The organism is Sandaracinaceae bacterium (genome assembly GCA_016706685.1).
Taxonomy (GTDB): domain Bacteria; phylum Myxococcota_A; class Polyangia; order Polyangiales; family Houyiibacteriaceae; genus JADJJE01.
On sequence record JADJJE010000002.1, the window covers coordinates 29236 to 48909 of the forward strand.

Consider the following 19674-nt stretch of genomic DNA (forward strand, 5'->3'; position numbering starts at 1 on the left):
GCCGTGCTGGGCGCGTTGGCGCTGCCCGCCGAGGAGCCCAAGCAGCTCCACGTCCTGGCGCCACGGCGCCCTCCTGCGCCGCCATGGTTCACGGTCACTGCGGAGCAGCTGCCGGCCGAGCTGCGTGAAGGGGGCCTCGGTGGCCTCGCCCAGCGCATCGAGGCGCGCGCGCGCGTCGGGTCCTACCGTGATCATGCCGGGCAGCGGCCCGTCCTCGGCCCCAGCGACCTGCTGGCGCGGGTGCTCTCGCACGACGACCTGCCGGGCGCGCTCGAGGTCCCGGTGGGTCACGGGCCGGGCGCGGGCTTCAACCGCTTTCTGGCCTCGGCCGCCAGCGCCACGGCAGGCACCGCCACGGCACTGGTGGCGGGGCTCACGCTGTTCCCCTCGCTGGCAGGGGTGATGGGCGGCGTGGGGATGCTCATGGGGGCGGCGGCGCCAGCGGGCTGGCACCTCCTGCAGCGCCGCATGCGACGCAAGCCCCGTGTCTTGGTGCTGGCGCCGGACGGCTGCGTCATCGGCTTCCCGAGCGGCGTGCGCGCGTTCGCGTGGGGCGAGATCGAGGGCTTTGGCGAGACCGCGGCGGCCCTGCCGGGGCGCTTGCGGCCGCTCTACCCGCACCTCGAGGTCACGCTGCGCGCGGCGGAGCCCTTGGGCAGCGACCCCGCACAACCCACCGCGCGCACGTCGCGTGGGCGGCTCGCGGCCGCGTGGTTCGATGCCCCCTCCCGCTCATCATTCGGGTGGCCGAGGCGTACCGGGTGCGGCAGAGCCGCGCGCGATGATCACCCTGCGCTTCATGGGCGGCACGCTCGAGGTGCAGGGTCTCGCCGAGGACGCGGCGCCGCCCACCAAGGCTTTCGTGTGGGACGCGCGCTCGGCCAGCTTCCGCGCGCCGGCGCTGCACTACGCGGACGCGGTGCGGGCGCTGCACCACGCGGGCACGCCCTATGACGACCAGGCGCGCAGCTACCCCGAGCTGACCCAGACGCTGCGCGTGCACCGCGAGCCGCGCCCCTACCAGGCCGAGGCGCACGAGGCCTTCCTGCGCGCGCGGGCGCGGGGCGTGGTGGTGTTGCCCACGGGGGCCGGTAAGAGCCACGTGGCGGTCATGGCCATCGCGGCCAAGGCGCGCGCCACGCTGGTGGTGGCCCCCACGCTCGACCTGGTGCGCCAGTGGTACGACCTGCTGCGCGCGTCGTTCGGAGGCGAGGTGGGCGTGGTGGGCGGAGGCGATCACCGCGTGCTGCCGCTGACCGTCACCACCTACGACTCGGCGCACCTGCACATGCCGCACCTCGGGGCGCGCTTCGGGCTGGTGGTCTACGACGAGGTGCACCACCTGCCGGGCGAGAGCTATGCGCTCGCGGCGCGCGGCTACCTGGCGCCCTTCCGGCTGGGGCTCACGGCCACGCTCGAGCGGGCCGACGGGCGGCACGCGGAGCTCACCGACCTGGTGGGACCGGTGGTCTACCGCAAGGACATCGTGGAGCTGTCGGGGGACTACCTGGCGGGCTACGAGACCGAGCGCGTGAGCATCGACCTCAGCCCCGACGAGCGCGCGCGCTACGAGAAGGCGCGCGGCATCTACCGCGGCTTCGTCATGGCGCAGGGCATCCGCATGAGCTCGCCGCACGGCTGGGGCGAGTTCGTGCAGCGCTCGGCGTGGTCCGACGAAGGGCAGCGCGCCATGGCCGCGTACCAGGAGCAGCGTCACATCGCGTTCGCCGCGGAGGCCAAGCTCGAGATGGTGGAGCACCTGCTGCACCGCCACCGCGCGGACCGCACGCTGCTCTTCACACAGGACAACGCCACCGCCTACGACATCTCGCGGCGCTTCCTGGTGCCGGCGATCACGCATCAGACGCGCGTCACGGAGCGCAGCGAGATCCTCGAGGGGCTGTCGGCGGGCCGCTACCGCGCGGTGGTCACCTCGAAGGTGCTGAACGAGGGCGTGGACGTGCCCGACGCCAACGTGGCCATCATCGTGTCGGGCAGCGGCTCGGTGCGCGAGCACGTGCAGCGCCTGGGGCGCGTGCTGCGCAAGGTGGGCGACAAGCGCGCGGTGCTCTACGAGCTGGTCACCGCCGACACCCACGAGACGTTCACCAGCGAGCGGAGGCGCGAGCACAGTGCTTACCGCTGACATGGTGCGCGCCCGTCGGAAGGGCACCACGCTCACGCTGGTGCCGCTCCTGCCGCCCGGGCAGAAGGGCGAGCTGGCGCGCCAAGAGCTGCTCGAGCTGGCCGAGCGCACGCTCACCACGCTGCGCCGGTTCGTGGGGCACACGCGCGAGGAAGTGGACGCCGCGCTCGACGCCATCGCGGTGCGCGCGCAGCTCAAGAAGGTGCGCGACGGGCTGGTGAAGCTGGCGTTGGACGCGTGCGAGTTCTCCGCCGAGGCCGGTGACGACGCGCGCGCGCTGCGGGCCGAGCTGTTTGCGGAAGCGGCCGCCCGCCGCATGGCCGCCAGCGCGCAGAGCGACTTCTCGGTGGCGGCCACGTTGAGCGATTTCGCGGCGCGCCATGGCACGGACGCCGACGCCCTGCGGGTGCGGCTGTACGCGGACCTGCGCGGCCAGCACGAGCTGCTCGCAGGCCCAGCCATGAGCGCGCAGGGCTGCTCTCCGCCTACGAGCTGGGGCAGGCGCAGGCCGTGCTGCTGCGCGCCAGCGAGGTGCGCGTGACCGTGTCGGACCCGCACGCCCCCACGCTGCGCTACCTGTTCCACAAGCTGAAGTTCCACGGGCTGATGCACACCATCACGCCGGTGGCGGGCACCGAGGTGCAGACCACAGCGAGCGCGTCGGCCGCCGATGCGTCGGCCACAGCCCCTGCCGCGCCCCCGAAGGCGAAGAAGTCCGCGAAGGCCCTTGCCACGAAGGTCGCCAAGACCACCAAGCGCTCGAAGGTCACCGCCGCCACGCCGGCCCCGCTGGCCACGCGCTACGCCATCACGCTGAGCGGCCCGCTCAGCCTGTTTCAGGCCTCCACCAAGTACGGCCTGGCGCTGGCGCTGGTGCTGCCCGCGCTGCGCGCTTGTGCGGCGTTCGAGCTCGAAGCCGACGTACTCTGGGGACCGACGCGCGACCCGTTGGTGTTCTCGCTCAGCGGCGGACGCAGCACCGCGCGGGATGCCGGAGGCGGCGACGTAGAGCGCGCTGGCGACGGTGACACCGAGCTCGACGTGGGCCCGCGCACAGCGAGCGCCGTGACCCCTGCGGAGCGCCCCGAGGTGGAGGCCCTGCTGGCCTCGTTCGACAAGCAGGACTGCGGCTGGACGGCCGCCCGCGCGGGCGAGATCCTGAACGTGCCGGGCCTCGGCGTGTGCGTGCCCGACCTGACCTTCACGCACACCGAGACGGGCCAGGTGGTGCACCTCGAGGTGCTCGGCTTCTGGAGCCGCGACGCGGTGTGGAAGCGGGTCGAGCTGGTGCGCGCCGGCCTCGCCGCGCCCATGATCTTTGCTGTCCCGGCCCGTCTACGGGTCAGCGAAGAGGTGCTCGAGGATGACCTCCCGGGGTCGCTCTACGTGTTCAAGAGCGTGCTGTCGCGGAAGGCGATCCTGGAGCGGCTGGAGGCGCTTCGGAGCCAGAGCTGACCTGTGACGGTCCCGTTCATCGTTGTCGTTGTCGCGGTCGTTGTCGTTGTCGACTGCGGCGACGGCGACGTCACCGTCTGCGCTCAGGGCATCTAGTCCGCTCGCCATTCGCCCTCGCACGAGCGGAACGGCTGGCGGTTGGACCGTCGCCGACATCGGCCACGTCGCCGTCGCCGTCGCCGTCAAGGACCACGCCCACGACCACGTCCACGCCCACGTGGACGACACCGGAATGCCACGTCCGGGTGGGGCGGATCCTGCCGTCCATGGGCTCGAAATGGACCTGGTCGGCCGGGCGGCCTGTTCGCGCGCAGCACAGGAATTGCGCCGTATTTTCGACCACTTACGACCGCAGCTTACGGTTGCTCGCGGACCCCGCAAAGAGTACACTGCGGCCGACTTCGCGGGCCTGTGTCCCGCTCGATCCAAGGGCTCCATGGCCAACGACGAAAACGCACCCGAGGGCACCCCGCCCCCGGCCCCCTCCTCCGACTACGATCAATCCGCCATCCAGGTCCTCGAGGGCCTCGAGGCCGTGCGTAAGCGGCCGGGCATGTACATCGGCGACCCGCACGACGGCTCCGGTCTGCACCACCTCGTGTGGGAGGTCGTGGACAACGCCGTGGACGAGCACCTCGCGGGCCACTGCGACCACATCTCCGTCACCATGCACCCCGACGGGAGCATCACCGTCATCGACAACGGGCGCGGCATCCCGGTGGGCATGCACTCGAAGGGCGTCAGCGCGGCCGAGGTCGTCATGACCCAGCTGCACGCGGGCGGTAAGTTCGACAACGAGAGCTACAAGGTCTCGGCCGGCCTCCATGGCGTGGGCGTGTCGGCCGTGAACGCCGTCAGCGAGTGGCTGCGCCTCGAGATCCGCCGCGAGGGCCGCATCTGGTACCAGGAGTACCGGAAGGGCGTGCCGCAGGCCCCCATCGAGCCCATTGGCGAGAGCAAGACCACGGGCACCAAGGTGTCGTTCATCCCGGACACCGAGATCTTCTCCATGACCACGTTCAGCTTCGACACGCTGAGCAACCGTCTGCGCGAGATCTCGTTCCTGAACGCGGGCTTCGAGATCACCATCACGGACGAGCGCCCCGAGGGCAAGACGGTGCTGCACCGCTTCGACGGCGGCATCCGCGAGTTCGTGGAGACGCTCAACAAGAACCGCACGCCGCTGCACGAAGACGTCATCTACTTCCAGGCCGAGAAAGACGGCATCAGCGTCGAGATCGCCATGCAGTGGAGCGACGCCTACAGCGAGTCGATCTACCCGTACACCAACAACGTCCGGAACAAGGACGGCGGCACGCACCTCACCGGTCTGCGCACGGCCATCACGCGCGTCATCAACAACTACGGCACGCAAGAGAAGCTGCTCAAGGACCTCAAGAACCCGCTCGCGGGCGAAGACGTGCGCGAGGGCCTGACCTGCATCATCAGCGTCAAGCACCCGGACCCGTCGTTCTCCTCGCAGACCAAGGACAAGCTGGTCTCGAGCGAGGTGCGCGGCATCGTGGAGAGCATCGTCGGCGACGAGTTCGCGGCGTACCTGCAGGAGAACCCGCGCTCGGCCAAGCGCATCGTGGAGAAGACGGTGCTCGCGGCCCGCGCCCGCGAGGCGGCCCGCAAGGCGCGCGAGATGGTGCAGCGCAAGGGCGCGCTCGACCCGAGCAACCTGCCCGGCAAGCTGGCCGACTGTCAGAGCAAAGACCCGATGGAGAGCGAGATCTACATCGTGGAGGGTGACTCGGCCGGTGGCTCGGCCAAGCAGGGCCGCAACCGGCGCTTCCAGGCCATCTTGCCCCTGCGCGGCAAGATCCTGAACGTGGAGCGCGCGCGCTTCGAGAAGATGCTGGGCAGCGCCGAGATCGGCACGCTCATCACGGCCCTCGGCTGCGGTGTTCGCGGCGGCGAGAACTTCGAGATCGACAAGCTCCGCTACCACCAGGTGGTCATCATGACCGACGCCGACGTGGACGGTTCGCACATCCGCACGCTGCTGCTCACGTTCTTCTATCGGCAGATGCCGGAGATCATCGAGAAGGGCTACCTCTACATCGCGCAGCCGCCGCTCTACAAGGTCACCAAGAACAAGAAGGTGCGCTACCTGAAGGACGATCCGGCCCTCAACGCGCACCTCATCGACAGCGGCGCGGACAACCTGCTGGTGCGCGCCGGCAGCGGCTCGGTGCCCCTCATGGGCGACCCACTCAAGGGGCTCTTGCGTGACCTCGAGCGCTTCCGCGGCCTCATCGCCAACGCGCGCAGGCGCGCCGAGGGAGCCGTGCTCCAGGCGCTGGTGCGCGCCACCAACCTGAGCGCCGGCAGCCTGAAGGACCGCGATCACGTGGAGGCCGCCTCGGCCGCGCTGCGCCGGTACATCGACACGCACCACGACGACCTGGCGCCGCTCAAGACCGTGTTGGTGCGCGACGAAGAGCACGAGCGCTTTTCGCTGCACGTCACCACGCGCGCGGGCATCGCCGAGCGCCTCACCGTGCTGGACTTCGACCTGCTGAGCGGCGGCGACATCGCCGAGCTGCGGCGTATTCAAGAGGGCATCGTGGCCATCGGCGCCGCGCCCTACAGCGCGGTCACGCTCGACAAGAACGGCAACGAGACCAGCGACGCCATCACGCTGCCCACCATCGACGAGCTGTGGGACTACATCGACACCCGCGCGCGCAAGGGCACCAGCATCCAGCGCTACAAGGGCCTCGGCGAGATGAACCCGGGTGAGCTGTGGGAGACCACCATGGACCCGGACGCGCGCACGCTGCTGCAGGTGCGCATCGACGACGCCGTGGAAGCCGAAGAGATCTTCAGCGTGCTGATGGGCGACCAGGTGGAGCCGCGTCGCGCCTTCATCGAAGACAACGCCCTCAACGTCACCAACCTGGACATCTGATGTTCTACGACCTCGGCGAGCGCCGCGTGACCGTCCTGGGAGATGTGTTCGTGGCCCCCACGGCGGCCGTGATCGGCAGCGTGGTGCTGCACCAAGACAGCAGCGTGTGGTGGGGCGCCGTCCTCCGCGGCGACTCGGACATCATCACCGTCGGCCCCGAGACCAACGTGCAGGACAACGCCGTGCTGCACGCCGACCCGGGCTTCCCGCTCACGCTGGGGCGCGGCGTCACCATCGGGCACCACGCCATGGTGCACGGCTGCACCGTGGGCGACCACAGCCTCATCGGCATCCACGCGGTCATCCTGAACGGCGCGGTCATCGGCAAGCACTGCGTCATCGGCGCCAACGCGCTCATCGCCGAGGGCAAGGTCATCCCCGACGGCTCGCTGGTGATGGGCTCGCCCGGCAAGATCGTGCGCACGCTGGACGAGAGCGCGTGGGCGGGCCTGCACCGCTCGGCCGCCGTCTACGTGGCCAACGGGCGGCGCTATCGCGAGCAGCTCACCATGCGCGGCGCATGAAATCGCATGCAGGCGGCCCACACCGCCGCGGACCCGCATTGACACCAGCGCGCTCCCCTCTACACTCGGCCACCTATGTCCAGCTCCGACCAGCTCCTCGACAAGCGCATCCTCGACCGCAACATGGCCAAGGGCCTCGTGACCCAGAAGGAGGTGGACAAGCACCTCGCCGCGCTGCCGGACAAGAGCACCAACGCGGAGTACGTGGATCCGGCCGCCAGCCTGGCCGAGGAGCTCGAGGCCATCGAGGGTCTGCTCACCCAGCAGGCTGCCCGTCAGAGCGCGGCCGCGGCCGCCAGCGCCGCCCGCCGCAGCGCGAGCGAAGACTCCGGCGATGATGACGACGACGACCTCGACGACGACGACCTCGATGACGAGGACGACGAAGACGAAGACGAAGCGGACGACGAAGCCACCGAGGCCTGAGCGCCGACCGAGGGAGCAACCATGAGCGGCCCCGAGAGCAACGACGACCTCGAAGACAACGACGCCCCGGCGATCGACTTCAACACCTTCGTGCTCTCGCTGAGCGCCTCGGCGCTGGTGGACATGGGCGCCATCGCGGTGGATGGCGTGAAGGCCGAGAAGAACCTGCCGCTCGCCCGCCACACCATCGAGTGCTTGGTGCTGCTGGAGCGCAAGACGGCGGGGAACCTCACCGGCGAGGAAGAGCGCCTGTTGGCTCAGGTGCTGGACGACCTGCGGGCGAAGTACCGCGCCGCTGGCGGCTGAGTTCGCGGCTAGGCAAGGGTGCCTGCATGGCAGCCACCGCGCCATGGGCCAAGCTGGGCCTGTGAGCCACGCGTCATGACCTTCGCGCATCCCCTGCCCCCCATTGCCATCGAGCACGTGCTGAGCGATCCGGGCGAGGTGCACACGCTCATCGCGAACGGCTCACCGTACTACTCGGTGCAGCGCTACGTGGAGAGCCTGGACCAGCTCCGCGCGCTCTCGGAGGCCGGCCAAGACGACCGCAGGGCGCCGCACAAGCCCATGCTGGTGGCCCCCTGGTTCCGCGGCGACTGGTGTGTGCCCGGCCGGCCGCACGTGCCTGGCGTGGCGCGCTTCCTCGAGCACCCCGCCTTCCACTCGGCCGCGCAGCAGCTGTTCGGCGCTGCCGTGGTGCGGCCCGAGCACGTGTACGTGAACCTCAACCCGCCGCTGCCCAAGGTGGACCCGGGCCACGTGGACGTGCCGTCCTTTCGCGGCGCCACGCGCGCGCGCCTGCCCGTGTGGCTGCTGCAGGTCATGCACAAGTCGGAGCTGTTCGGCGCGTGGTACGTGCCCACGGCCACGGCCGTCTCGTGGTTCTATGCCGGGCAGGGCGGGGGCTTCACCTACTGGCCCGACGGGCCGGACGCGCCGCCGCGCTCGCGCCCGTGCATGAGCAACACCGCGCTCATGGGCGACAACGACCACATGTTCCACGCCGTGGAGGCGGTGGGCGGGAGCGACCGCGAGGTGCCCATGGGCCTCACGCTGGACGCCACGCTGCGCGTCACGGACGAGGGCTACGCGCTCGAGGACCGTGTGCGCGACGCCGCGGGCAAGCCCACCGGCGAGGTGGTCACGCGCAAGTCCTACACGCGCGACGAGGTGCGCATCAGCGTGTCCTGGAAGGCGCTCTGCTTCGCCACCGAGCAGGAGGCCGCGCGCTACGACGCGGGGGAAGACGCGCTCAGCGACGAGCGCATCTTGCAGACCTTCGTGGACGACCTGCGCGCCCGCGGGGCCAGCTTCGAGGAGCCCACCGACCTGCACTCGAGCCCGGAGTTCACCGCGCTCCTCACGCGCACCTACCGCCGCGCGCCACGGGTGTTCAGCGCATGAGCGGCGAGACCCCGAGCGGCCCCGAGAGCGCCATCCCCACGGTGCTCGAGCGCGAGGCCACCCAGACCTCGGTCTACGTGCACTTCCCCTACTGCGCGCGGAAGTGCCCGTACTGCGACTTCGCCACGCGCGGTCTCCCGGCCAGCAGCATCCCGCACGTGGAGTACGCGGACGCGGTGCTGGCCGAGCTGCGCGAGCGCGCTGAACAGCTGCGCGGGGCGCACGCTGCGCTCCGTGTTCTTCGGCGGCGGCACCCCATCGCTGTGGGACACGGCGCAGCTGGGGCGCACCCTTGCCGGCATCTTGGAAGCGTTCCCCGACCGGGCCAGCGACCTCGAGATCACCGTGGAGTGCAACCCCAGCAGCTTCAGCGACGACAAGGCGCGCGCGCTCGCCGACGCGGGCGTCAACCGCGTGTCGCTGGGCGTGCAGTCCATGAACGACGAGCGCCTGCGCTTCCTGGGGCGGCTGCACGACAGCGAGCAAGCGCTCGCGGCGCTGCGCGTGGCCACCTGGAACTTCAAGCGGGTGAGCGCGGACTTCATGTTCGGCATGCCGGATCAAGAGAGCGCCGCCCTGCGCGACGAGCTGGCGCGCGTGCTGGACCTCGGGGTGCACCACGTCTCTTGCTACGCGCTGACCATCGAGCCCGACACGCACTTCGGCGCGCTGCACCGCGAGGGCAAGCTGCGCGTGGCCAGCGAGGACCACTACGCCGACATGTTCCAGGCCGCCGAGCGCGCCTTCGCGGGGCAGGGCCTGGCCCACTACGAGGTGAGCAACTACGCGGTGCCCGGCGAGGAGAGCCGCCACAACCTGCACTACTGGCGCGGCGGCGACTACCTGGGCCTGGGCGCGGCGGCGGTGGGCTGCTTGCGATCGGCGCCGGGGCACGCGGAGCGCTACAAGAACCTCACCGACGGCCACGCCTACGTGCGCCGCGAAGCCGAGCGAGACGGCCCGCGCGAGGCCGAGCGCGAGGTGCTGGACGGGGCCACCCTGCTGCGGGAGTCGCTCATGCTGGGGCTGCGCACGGCGGAGGGCGTGGACGTGGACTTCGCCGAGGCGCGCGCCGGCATCCCGCTCGCCACCGGGCGTGAGCAGGCGCTCGCGCGGGCCACGCGGCTGGGCCAGGTGCAGCTGCGCGATGGGCGGCTGCGTGTGCCCCGTGAACAATGGCTCGCGCTCGACGGCATCGTCGCGTCACTCTTCTAGCGGAACGCCCCCATGACCGAGCGCCCCGCCCCGACCCCCACGCCGCCCGTGCGCGCCGAGAAGCTCACCAAGCTCTACGGCACCACGCGCGCTCTCTTGGACTTCGACGGCAGCTTCGCGCCCGGCGCGGTGACCGTGGTGGAGGGCCCCAACGGCTCGGGCAAGAGCACGCTGCTGGCGTTGCTGGCGCAGACCGCGCGGCCCACCAGCGGCCAGGTGCACTACGGCGCGGAGCTCGCGTCGCCCACCGCGCTGCGCGCCGCCGTGGGCATGGTGGCGCACGACGCCATGCTCTACCCGGACCTCACGGGCCTCGAGAACCTGGCGCTCTATGCAGAGCTCTACTCGGTGCCCACGTCGCAGCAGCGCATCGAGGAGCTGCGCGCGCGCTTCGGCGTGGGCGGCTTCGCCGAGCGGCCGGTGCGCACGTACTCGCGTGGCCAGCAGCAGCGCGTGGCGCTCTGCCGTGCGCTGCTGCACGCGCCCAGCATCCTGCTGCTGGACGAGCCCACCAACGGCCTCGACACCGACTCGGTGAAGCGCCTGGTAGACGCCGTGGTGGTCGAGCGCGCGCGTGGGGCCATCCAGATCCTGGTCACGCATGACCGCGCCTTCGCCGACCGCGTGGCCGACGCCCGCATCGCGCTGCGCGCAGGGCGCCGCATCACCGTGGACCCTGCGTCGAGCGCTCCCTATCGCGCCGAGCCAGGGGTCACGGCATGAGCGCTCGCGCTCCCATCGGGCTCTTGGCAGGCGCCCTGATCATCGCCAAGAAAGACTTGCGCATCGAGGCCCGCACGCGCGAGGTCACGGCCACCACGGGGCTCTTCGCGCTGCTGGTGGTGGTCATGGCGGCGCTGTCGTTCTACCTCACGCAGGACCTCGCGCGGCAGGTGGCCCCGGGGGTGCTGTTCGTCTCGCTCAGCTTCGCGGGCGTGCTGGGCATGGGCCGCAGCTGGGCCCGCGAGCGCGAGCTGGGCGCCCTGCGCGGCCTGCTCATGAGCCCCATCCCGCGCGCCTCCATCTACCTGGGCAAGCTGGTCTCCACCACGCTGTTCCTCGGGCTCATCGCGCTCCTGCTGCTGCCCATCGTGGGCGTCTTCTTCCACCTCGAGCCGGACCTCACGCTGCTGGTGGTGGCGGGCATCACGCTGCTCACCTGCTTCGGCTTCGCCGCCGCCGGCACGCTCTTCGCGGCGCTCACCGTGCAGACTCGCGCGCGCGACCTGATGCTGAGCGTGGTGGTCTTCCCGCTGGTCACGCCCACCTTGCTGGCCGGCGTGCTGGGCGCCCGCGAGGTGCTGGGCGGCGCGCCCATCAGCGAGGCGCTCGACTGGATGCTGCTGCTCGGCGCGTGCGACCTGCTGTTCCTGTCGGCGGGCGTGCTGCTGTTCGACACGCTGCTGTCGGACTGAGGGGCGTCAGCCCGCCGCGAGCCCCGACCACTCGAGCACCCACTCGGTGGCCAGCGCGCAGCCCACGGCCCACGGGATGAGCCCGATGAACGAGCCGATGACGTACTCGCGCAGGCGCACGCTCGACATGCCCAGCGCGTAATTCAGCACCGGCGAGAACGCGAACACCATGCGCAGCACGGTGACCACGGCGATGGGCCGCTCGCCCAGCAGCTCCATGACCTTGCGCATGATGGGCCACTTGATCTCGCCGAGCGGCTGACCGCCCACGCGCCGCACCAGCACGAACGTGAAGGTGACGGAGATGACGCCGCCCACGAAGCCCGCCACGCCGCCGCCCACGGAGCCATAGGCCACCACGGCGGCCAGCATGAACACCAGGCCCGGGATGTGGACCAGCTCGCCCACGCAGAAGACCACCAGGAAGAGCAGGAAGCCCAGCACGCCGAGCTCGCTCATGAACGCCCGGATCTTGGGGACGGTCAGGTGATCGGTGAGCCCGGTGACCTTCCCGAGGACCACCAGGCCCACCAGCACCACGGCGAGCACGATGAGCCGCCACGTCTTCTTCGGTTCTGCGGGCGGGTGCACCACCACGTCGTCGTTGGACACGGCGCGCACCATAGCAGGCCCCGGTCCACTTGCCGTGCGACACCAGCGGGGTACACCCCCAGCTGTGTCCGCGGACGACGACCTCGTGGTTGACCCCGGCGCGCTCCGCATGCGAGTGGCCGACGTCACCGCCACGGAGAACCTCGCCCGCCTGCGCACGCTGGGTCCGCTGCTGGTGCTGGTGCACATCGCCCACGTCGTGGTCTTCCTCTCATTTCAGCCCCTCGTCGACAACGCGCTCACCAGCCCAGAGCGGGCCGAGACCTGGCGGGTGGCGGTGGCCGGGTCGCACGCGGCGGCGGCGCTCTTCAGCGTGCTCTGCTCCGTGGCCATCTGGCGCATCGGCTCGGGCATGAGCGTCCTCGGGCAGCTGCTGCCGCTGGTGGCAGGCCTCGGCTACCTCCTGCTCGGCGCGCTCCTCACCAGCATCGACCAGCTGGTCACCAACTCGATCAGCGCATACCTGGTGGTGGCGCTGGGCGTGGCCATGGCCATTCGCGCCACGCTGGCGCAGACGCTAGTCGGCTATACGCTGGCTTTCGTGGCCATGCTGGTGGGCTGCACGCTGCTGCAGGACGACGTGCCGCAGCGGCTCTCCGTCACGGTGAACGGCCTGACGGCCACCGCCCTGGGCGTGGGCCTGGCGCTGTACGCCAACCGCTCCACGCGCAGGCGCACGCACCAGCGCGTGCTGATCGAGTCGCAGCGGCGCGCGCTGACCGAGACCAACGCGCGCCTGGAGGACGAAATCAAGGAGCGTCGCCGCGCCGAGGCCGAGCTCATGCACCTGGCCACTCACGACGTGCTGACCGGCCTGCCCAACCGGCGCGCCTTTGGTCCCATGCTCGAGCGAGCGGTGCGCGCCGCGCGTGAGGGCTCGCCCAGCACGCTGGCACTGCTGGACCTCGACCACTTCAAGACCGTGAACGACCGGCACGGTCACACGCAGGGCGACGAGGTGCTGCGCGACACGGCGCGTGCGCTGCGAGCAGCGCTGCGCACCGACGACGAGGCCGCGCGCCTGGGCGGCGAGGAGTTCGGGGTCATCCTGCGGGGCACCAACGCGGCCGACGCGGGCGTCTTGCTGGACCGCCTCCGTCACGAGATCGCGGAGCAGCGCTGGGACATCCCCGACCTGCGCGTCACCACCAGCATCGGCTACACCGAGCTGCTCGCCGACGAGAGCGTGGACGCGCGCAGCGCCCTCCGCCGCGCCGACGCCGCGCTCTACGAGGCGAAGGAGCACGGGCGAGACCGCATCGTGGCGGGGTAGCTTCTGGGCTACGGAGCAGGCGAGGGCGCCATGCTGGCCCCCGACGCGACCGGCAGGTAGACGCGCAGCTCGGTGCCCTGGCCCGGCGCGCTGGTCAGGCGCAGCGAGCCCGAGGCGGCCGAGACCGCGCCGTACACGGTGGCCAGCCCGAGGCCCGTTCCCTGCGTGGCGTCGCGCGTGGTGAAGAACGGCTCGAAGATGCGGTCGTGCAGCTCGGCCGGGATGCCGTGGCCCGTGTCGCGCACGCTCAGCAACGTGTAACGCCCCGGATCGAGGCGGTCTCCCAGCACCAGCGCGGCGTCCGAGTCGAGCGTGCGCAGCTGCAGGGCCAGCTGGCCGCCGTCGGGCATGGCGTCGCGCGCGTTCGAGACCAGGTTCAGGATGATCTGCTCGAGCTGCGCTGGGGCGATGCGCACGGACTCGACGTCGGCGGGCGCGTCCACCGCGACCTCGACCTCGTGCCCGGCGATCTGCCGCAGCACCCCCTCGATCTCACCCAGCGTCTCGGTGGGCGCCGTCACCGGGGCGCGGCTGTTGCGACGGCTGCTGAACGTGAGCAGCTGGCGCGTGAGGCGAGCCGCTTGTGAGGTGGCCTGGTCCAGCACCGCCAGCTGCGCCCGGGCCCGCTCCATGGGCACCGCGTCCAGCTCGCGCTTCAGCAGCGTGACAGTGCCACCCATGACGGTGAGCAGGTTGTTGAAGTCGTGCGCCACGCCGCCGGCCATCCGGCCGAGGGCGTCCATCTTGTAGGCGCTGCGGCTCTCGGCCTCGCGTGCCTCGAGCGCCAGCGCCGTGCCGCACACGTGCGCCGCGATCCGCAGGGTGTCCACCTCGACGGCGTCCCAGGAGCGCTTGGTCTCACACGCGTCGAAGCCCATGAAGCCCCACCAATAGGTGCCCGAGAAGATGGGCTGCACCAGGAGCGACTGGATGCCCTGCATCTCGAGCACGGGCTGCTCGCTCTCCGGGAACTGGTCCACGTCACCATAGATGGCACGACCGGCGCGCAGCTCGGCCACCCAGCGCGCAAAGCCCAACTCGGCGAGGTCGGCCTCCTGCAGGTCCGGGTTGTCGATCTGCGGCTCGACACCGGGCGCACACCACTCGAATCGCTGACACATGCGCGCGTCGTTCAGCGAGTGCGGGATGTGCTCGAAGACGTAGACGCGGCTCACCTGCGTGGCACGCCCGAGGATGCCCAGCACCTGTGGCATGGCCTCGCGCACGGACTGCGTCGCGTGGATGCGGTCCGCCACGCGGGCCACCGCGTCCAGGATGGCTCGCCAGTGCGACTCGGTGGGCAACGTATCGGTCATGATCGCTCGCGATGATAGACGTAGTGCCCTGGCAGCCGCCAGGGGCTCAAAGGCCTCGCCCCGAGCGAGGCGAAAAGCCTCTTCTTCACTCGTGGCGATGAGGATTCCGCCGCCCTCCTGGCTCGAGAGGCGCCGCGTCTGGAGTGCCCCCGCCATGGTGGCCACCAGTGTCACGAAGCGCGTGGCGCGCTTGGCCACGGTGCGGCGCAGCTCCGTGGTGGCGCGCTCGAAGCTCTCGTCGTTGCGCCCCATCACCGCGCGCACGTCCAAGATGAACGCGAGCGGCCCGAGGTGGCTGGTGTCCACGGCCAGCGAGGCGCGCATGCTGGCGAGCACATCTTCTGCGCTCGCCGCGCTGGCTTTGCGAACGCCGACCAGGACGCGGTCGAGCGGGTGGTGTTCGATCCGGATGTTCGCGTCTTCGAAGAGCACGTTCATGACGGCCAACAGCCTATCACCGCGCGCCAGGCCGTGGCGCAACTACACCAGCGGCTCGGGCTCCGCGAACTGATCCGGGAAGCTGCGCGTGAGGAGCGCGTGGCGCGCGGCGGCCAGGGGGTCGCTGGGCAGCCGGCAGAAGTAGCGCATGGCGTTGGGCACCGTGCCGAAGGTGCGCGCGATGGCCTTGAAGCGGTCGGAGTCCGCCACGTTCTCGCGGATGGGCGCCTGCGCGTCACGCGCCACGCGGAAGGCCCGCACGTACTCCAGCAGCTTCCCGTGATAGGCGGGGTCCTCGATGATCGCCGAGATGGAGCGCGTGCGCGGGTGCGTGCCCGCCAGCATCTGCTCGACCTGCTTCTCGAGCTCCTCGAGCCCGCCCTCGTGCGCGTCCAGCAGCTGCAGGTCGTAGCAGGGGTTGGCGTGGGTCACCTGCATGAGGTGCCCGATGATGTTGTCCGTGGTGCTCAGCAGGCCCGTGGGGTCCACCATGGACGACGGGTCGTCGAGGAAGCGCAGCAGCTGGTGGAAGTTGAAGTTGATGCCCTTGCTGTCGTAGTAGTCCGCCGCCGCCGGGGCGATGAAGAAGCGCAGCATGTCGTACGCGCCGATGGCCAGCTGCACGCGGCTCGGGAGCTCGTCCACGTAGCCCAGGCGCTTCAGCCGAGCGAGGCGCTCGTCGATCACCACAGGGTGCGCGTACTGGCGCAGCGCTTTCGCGAGGCGCGCGAGCTTCTGGGCCATCTCGGCCGGCGAGCCTGCCGCTTGGGTCATCAGGGTGAGCGGGGACTGGGTGAGGCGTGCGACGTCGTTCATGTTGTGAACCTTCGGTCAGTATATATTGGCACGGAGTGCCTCGAGGTCAAGCCCCACCCCACGATTTCTGAGACTGGTATCGTGCCGCGGTGCGCTCCACCCTGATTGCCATCGTCGTCGAGGACGCCGGACAGCTCAAGCTCCGTGATCCCTTCGAGCCCGACCGTCCCTCGTTGATGCTGGTCCCCAAGCAGGACACGCCGCTCGCCGCGGGCGACTGGGTGCGCGCGCGCCTGGATCACGAGGCCAGCCACGTGCCGCGCGCCTTCTTCGAGGAGCGCTGCGCCACGGCCGGCTCCGCGCGCGCCCATCTCTATGGGATAGCCGCCGACCACGGGTTGGACCCGGTCTTCCCAGACACCGTGCTGGCCGAGGCGCATGCGCTCGTGGCCCAGCCCGGGCTCGACGACCCGGCGTTGCGGGACTACCGCGCGCTGCGCTTCGTGACCATCGACGGGGCCACGTCGCGCGACCTCGATCAGGCCGTGCACCTCGAGGCCGAGGGCAGCGGCTTCCTGCTGCGCTACGCGTTGGCCGACGCGGCCTACTACGTGCGCCCGGGCACCACCCTGTTCGAAGAGGCCGTGAAGCGCGGCGCCAGCTACTACCTGCCGGGCTTCATGATCCCCATGCTGCCGCGGCCGCTGAGCGAAGGCATCATCTCGCTGAACCCCGACGTGGAGCGCCGCGCGCTGGTGTTCGAGATGCACCTCGACGCGGCGGGCCAGTGCCTGCGCACGGAGGTGGTGCGCGCCCTCGTCCGGAGCCACGCGAAGCTGTCGTTCGAGCGGGCGCAGGCCTACCTGGACGACCCGGTGGCGCAGGCCTTCGACGACCCGGCCATCAACAGCAGCCTCACGCTGCTGGCGCACGTGGGCCGCCTGCTCATGCGCGACGCCGAGCGACGCGACGTGGTGCGCTACCGCCGCGAGGAGCTGGGCATCAACGTGGGCGCCGAGGGGCTGACGATGTCGGTGCACCTGCACCCGCGCCTCGAGATCGAGCGCTACAACGAGCAGTGCTCACTGCTGTGCAACGTGGAGGGCGCGAAGCTGCTGCGTGACGGGGTCACCGCGGCGGGCGCCGAGATCCAGCCCATCTACCGTGTGCATCCGTCCCCGGAGCCCGAGAAGGTGCGGCGCTTCGAGGCGCTGCTGGCGGCCATGGTGCGGCTCCACGAGCTCGACGCCAGGGTGTTCGGCTGGCGTGCGGACGGCGACGTGGCGCTCAACGACTTCCTGGACGGGCTCCCGAGCGATGGGCCCCACGCGCGCTTGGCCCAGGCCATCCACCGCCAGGCCGTCATGGTCAACGTGCGCAGCGAGTTCACCGAGGACCCGGGCCAACATCACGGCGTGGGCGCCGAGGTCTACGCGCGCTTCTCTGCCCCCATGCGCGAGATCGTGGGCGTGTTCCTGCACAAGGAGACCTGGGAGCTGCTCTCGGGCGACGTCCCGAGCGCCGACGTGATCGCGCGCGACGAGGCCCTGCGCGACCGCGTGGTGGAGCGCTCCAACGAGGCGAAGCGGATCCAGGGCCGCATCAACCAGCTGGCCCACCTCTACGTGCTGGATCAGCTCTTCGACAACGACCTCGCCCGCCCCGACGAGGAGCGCACGCGCTGGCACGGCACGGTCATGGGGCTGACGCGCGACAAGGTGCACGTGACCTTCGAGGAGCCACCCGTGGACGTGAAGCTCTACATCGACGACCTCGAGGAGCAGCTGCGCACCAAGGTGGAGCTGAGCGACGACGGCGCCTCGTTGCGCCGCGCGAGCGGGCGTGGGGTGTGCCGCATCGGTGAGCCCGTCAGCGTGCGGGTGGCCCGCTGGGACCCGTCTCGCAAGCGCTTCGTGCTGCGCATGGACGTGGACTGAGCAGAGCTCGCGTCAGCCCGCGAACCCACGTGGCAGGCCTGGGCGCGGGACCAGGCTGGGGAGCAGCGCGCCGGGGGAGTCCGCGCTGCGCACGCCCGCTGTGGGGCGATAGGCCCCGAGGTGGATGTCCCGGGCGCGCTTGGCGAGCGCCGCCGCCTCCACCGCGCTGAGGTCGCCCACTCGCCCGAGCCAGGCGAAGAAGAACGGCAGCCCGCGCGTGGCCGCCGCCCGCAGGCCGTCGAAGCCGTAGAGCTCGCCCGGCAGGTGCACCCCCGCGAAGGCCTCCACCGGGAAGTCGCTCCAAGCGGACAGGCCCAGGCGCTCGAAGTACTCGATGGCGAACACCGCCACCGCGTGGAGCGCGTCCTCGGGCACGTCCACGAAGGCGTGGGCCAGCACGAAGGCGTCGGCGCGCGAGGAGCGATCAGAGCCGAGCACGCGCGGCAGGGCACAGACGGTCGGTGGTTCGGATGGGCGGCGGGTCACGCCTCCTTGTCGACGCTCCGCGGGCCGACTTGCGTGCGAAATGCAGAGGCGCTCAGGCCACCCGCAGCGACGTGGCCATCTCGCTGGCGGCCGCGCGCGCGCCCTCGAACGTGGCCTCGGGCCCCTGCACGGTGAGCACGAACACGTGCCCGCCGGCCTCGAAGCGTGTGTGCTGCTGGCGGTGCGGCGCCCCGCGGTGCTCGTAGGCCACCTCCACGATGCCCTGATTGTCCGCGACGGCCCGGCCAACCTCGACCTGACCGTCCCCAATCAGGGCGTCCACGCTGGGGCAGAGCTCTTGGGTGTAGGGGCCGGCCACGAAGATCAGGCATCCGAAGCCCGGCTCACCCTCCCCGGCCTCGGGCACCAGGTCGAACAAGAACGGGCCGTCACGGTCGGGCGACGCCAGGTGGAAGCCCACGGGCCAGGCACAGAGGAAGTGGCTGGTCTCGAGACGGAAGTCCCCGCGGTAGTCCGTGTCCACGGCCACCATGAGGTCGTGCAAGCCGCGCGCGCCCCCGTCCACGATGTAGCGCAGGGACTCGCCCACCACGCGGACGTTGGCCAGGAACGCGCCGTGTGTGACGCGCACGCCGTCTTCGTGGCGGCACAGCACGAACGGGGCCCGAGGCACCAGGGCCACGCGGTGACCGGCGATGCGGACGTGCGCCTGCAGGGGCTCGCCAGACCCGCTCACGGGCTGGCCTGGGTGGCGAGGCGCTGTGCGAGCACGCGCTCCACGGTGTGGACGATGGCCACCGTGCGCGGGTCCAGCTCGATGTTCACCAGGTCGCCCACGTGGCGAGACCCGAAGTTGGTGAGCCGGAGCGTCTCGGGGATGAGGTGCAGCGTGAAGCCGTCCGGATAGGTGCGCCCCACGGTCAGGCTGGAGCCGTCCACCGCGATGAAGCCCTTGGGCAGGATGTACGGCATGAACGCCTCCGGCACGCGCACCCGCATGGCCACGTCGTGGCCCTCGAGCCGCACCTCGGCGATCTCGCCGCGCCCCACCACGTGCCCCGCCACCTCGTGACCGCCCAGCTCGTCGCCCACGCGCAGGCTGCGCTCCACGCTGACCAGGCGGCCCACCTCGAGCGTGTCGAGCGTGGTGAGGTTCAGCGTCTCTTGGATGGCGTCGAAGCCCACCCGGGTGCCGTCGAGCGATGCCACCGTCTGGCACACACCGTCGATGGCCACGCTGGCCCCGAGAGCCAAGCCGGCGGAGAGCTCGGCGCCGAAGTCCACCACGTAGCTCAGCAGCCCCGGCGCGCGGCTGACCTGCACCACCGGAAAGAGGCCCCGTGTGATTCCGCTGTACATGCCGCCGTCATAGCAGGACCGCGCGCGTGGGTCA

The 19674-nt window shown here is 70.9% G+C and carries 18 protein-coding genes and 1 pseudogene; 13 read left to right on the forward strand and 6 right to left on the reverse strand.

The annotated features are described in order from the left end of the window. The first annotated feature begins 718 nt into the window (after window positions 1–718). The 11 genes and pseudogenes from IPI43_03635 to IPI43_03685 all read left to right on the forward strand — a co-directional run bounded on the left by IPI43_03635 (window position 719) and on the right by IPI43_03685 (window position 11502). Window positions 719–2146, forward strand: coding sequence for a DEAD/DEAH box helicase family protein (locus IPI43_03635; protein MBK7773216.1), 1428 nt, complete (start codon window positions 719–721; stop codon window positions 2144–2146). Window position 2147: 1 nt separating this feature from the next. Then, complete coding sequence (locus IPI43_03640; protein MBK7773217.1) at window positions 2148–2687, forward strand: DUF790 family protein; 540 nt, start codon at window positions 2148–2150, stop codon at window positions 2685–2687. Next, entirely contained in the window at window positions 2621–3601 is a 981-nt protein-coding gene (locus IPI43_03645) for a DUF790 family protein (protein ID MBK7773218.1), read from the forward strand. Before IPI43_03640 ends, IPI43_03645 begins: the two co-directional genes overlap by 67 nt. A 436-nt stretch (window positions 3602–4037) precedes the next feature. Next, window positions 4038–6518, forward strand: coding sequence for a DNA topoisomerase (ATP-hydrolyzing) subunit B (gene gyrB / locus IPI43_03650; GenBank protein MBK7773219.1), 2481 nt, complete (start codon window positions 4038–4040; stop codon window positions 6516–6518). Then, window positions 6518–7042 (forward strand): gamma carbonic anhydrase family protein, encoded by a 525-nt coding sequence (locus IPI43_03655; GenBank protein MBK7773220.1) that lies wholly within the window; start codon window positions 6518–6520, stop codon window positions 7040–7042. Before gyrB ends, IPI43_03655 begins: the two co-directional genes overlap by 1 nt. A gap of 75 nt (window positions 7043–7117) precedes the next feature. Beyond that, the gene (locus IPI43_03660; protein MBK7773221.1) at window positions 7118–7468 is read left to right on the forward strand and encodes a hypothetical protein; all 351 of its coding nucleotides are present in this window, start codon (window positions 7118–7120) and stop codon (window positions 7466–7468) included. Window positions 7469–7489: 21 nt separating this feature from the next. Continuing rightward, window positions 7490–7774, forward strand: coding sequence for a DUF1844 domain-containing protein (locus IPI43_03665; protein MBK7773222.1), 285 nt, complete (start codon window positions 7490–7492; stop codon window positions 7772–7774). Between the two features lie 75 nt (window positions 7775–7849). Then, a complete protein-coding gene (locus IPI43_03670) occupies window positions 7850–8872 on the forward strand; it encodes a hypothetical protein (protein MBK7773223.1) in 1023 nt (340 codons plus the stop codon). Further along, window positions 8869–10087: pseudogene (hemW, locus tag IPI43_03675) on the forward strand (radical SAM family heme chaperone HemW). Before IPI43_03670 ends, hemW begins: the two are co-directional and overlap by 4 nt. Window positions 10088–10099: 12 nt before the next feature. Then, on the forward strand, window positions 10100–10810 hold the full coding sequence (locus IPI43_03680) for an ABC transporter ATP-binding protein (protein MBK7773224.1): 711 nt from the start codon (window positions 10100–10102) through the stop codon (window positions 10808–10810). After that, window positions 10807–11502, forward strand: a complete 696-nt coding sequence (locus IPI43_03685; GenBank protein MBK7773225.1) for a heme exporter protein CcmB — start codon at window positions 10807–10809, stop codon at window positions 11500–11502. Before IPI43_03680 ends, IPI43_03685 begins: the two co-directional genes overlap by 4 nt. A gap of 6 nt (window positions 11503–11508) precedes the next feature. On the opposite strand, the gene IPI43_03690 is transcribed toward IPI43_03685, so the two are convergent. After that, window positions 11509–12114 (reverse strand): VTT domain-containing protein, encoded by a 606-nt coding sequence (locus IPI43_03690; protein MBK7773226.1) that lies wholly within the window; start codon window positions 12112–12114, stop codon window positions 11509–11511. 64 nt (window positions 12115–12178) lie between these two features. Here IPI43_03690 and IPI43_03695 point away from each other — a divergent pair, with 64 nt between their 5' ends. After that, window positions 12179–13387 (forward strand): GGDEF domain-containing protein, encoded by a 1209-nt coding sequence (locus tag IPI43_03695; protein ID MBK7773227.1) that lies wholly within the window; start codon window positions 12179–12181, stop codon window positions 13385–13387. Window positions 13388–13395: 8 nt separating this feature from the next. Here IPI43_03695 and IPI43_03700 read toward each other — a convergent pair whose 3' ends face one another. After that, window positions 13396–15141, reverse strand: a complete 1746-nt coding sequence (locus IPI43_03700) for a hypothetical protein (GenBank protein ID MBK7773228.1) — start codon at window positions 15139–15141, stop codon at window positions 13396–13398. Between the two features lie 42 nt (window positions 15142–15183). After that, window positions 15184–15957 (reverse strand): hypothetical protein, encoded by a 774-nt coding sequence (locus IPI43_03705; GenBank protein ID MBK7773229.1) that lies wholly within the window; start codon window positions 15955–15957, stop codon window positions 15184–15186. An 89-nt stretch (window positions 15958–16046) separates the two neighbouring features. On the opposite strand from IPI43_03705, the gene IPI43_03710 reads away from it, so the two are divergent. Beyond that, window positions 16047–17834 (forward strand): RNB domain-containing ribonuclease, encoded by a 1788-nt coding sequence (locus IPI43_03710; GenBank protein ID MBK7773230.1) that lies wholly within the window; start codon window positions 16047–16049, stop codon window positions 17832–17834. Window positions 17835–17846: 12 nt separating this feature from the next. Here the strand turns inward: IPI43_03710 and IPI43_03715 are convergent, their stop codons facing one another. From IPI43_03715 to IPI43_03725, 3 genes are all read right to left on the reverse strand, one after another. Further along, window positions 17847–18272 (reverse strand): hypothetical protein, encoded by a 426-nt coding sequence (locus IPI43_03715; protein ID MBK7773231.1) that lies wholly within the window; start codon window positions 18270–18272, stop codon window positions 17847–17849. A 100-nt stretch (window positions 18273–18372) separates the two neighbouring features. Next, window positions 18373–19017, reverse strand: coding sequence for a hypothetical protein (locus tag IPI43_03720; GenBank protein ID MBK7773232.1), 645 nt, complete (start codon window positions 19015–19017; stop codon window positions 18373–18375). Continuing rightward, on the reverse strand, window positions 19014–19640 hold the full coding sequence (locus IPI43_03725) for a riboflavin synthase subunit alpha (GenBank protein MBK7773233.1): 627 nt from the start codon (window positions 19638–19640) through the stop codon (window positions 19014–19016). The genes IPI43_03720 and IPI43_03725 overlap by 4 nt, the downstream gene beginning before the upstream one ends. Between the last annotated feature and the right edge of the window lie 34 nt (window positions 19641–19674).